1 protein-coding gene is annotated in these 643 nt (G+C 70.6%); it reads right to left on the bottom strand.

What is annotated here, in order from left to right:
- Nucleotides 1-641: fructose-bisphosphatase class II family protein (locus ITJ56_RS18135; RefSeq protein WP_194632026.1), on the bottom strand; the 641-nt coding region annotated here is incomplete at its 3' end.
- Between the last annotated feature and the right edge of the window lie 2 nt (nt 642-643).

Below are 643 nucleotides of genomic sequence, written 5' to 3'. Positions count from 1 at the left end.
CCGACACCGACGCACATGTCGATCGTCGAGCCGGGCAGGGCGGCGGCGATGCCACCGGCGACGTCGCCGTCGAGCAGCAGTCGCGTGCCGGCACCGGTCGCGCGGATGGCGCGGATCAGCTCGTCGTGACGGGGGCGGTCGAGCACGGCCACGACCATGTCCTCGAGGTCCTTGCCCTTGGCCTTCGCCAGCGCGCGGATGTTGTCACCGATCGGCTTCTCGAGGTCGAGGACCCCGCGACCCTCGGGGCCGGCGGCGATCTTGTCCATGTAGAAGACGGCGGAGGGGTCGTACATCGAGCCGCGGTCCGAGACGGCCATCACGGAGATGGCGTTCTGGCGTCCGGCAGCGGTGAGCGAGGTGCCGTCGATCGGGTCGACCGCGATGTCGCAGGCGGGCCCGTGACCGTTGCCGACGTGCTCGCCGTTGTAGAGCATCGGGGCGTTGTCCTTCTCGCCCTCACCGATGACGACGACGCCGTCGAAGTTCACCGTGCCGAGGAACTTGCGCATCGCGTCGACCGCGGCGCCGTCAGCGAGGTTCTTCTCGCCGCGCCCGACCCACGGCTGTGCACGGATCGCGGCGGCCTCCGTCGCACGCACGAGCTCGAGCGCGAGGTTGCGGTCGGGCTGGAGGAACAGGG

The organism is Curtobacterium sp. VKM Ac-1376 (assembly GCF_015351025.1).
GTDB lineage: Bacteria > Actinomycetota > Actinomycetes > Actinomycetales > Microbacteriaceae > Curtobacterium.
Note: the sequence above shows the minus strand (reverse complement) of the source record. Positions and strands in the feature narration are given on the sequence as shown.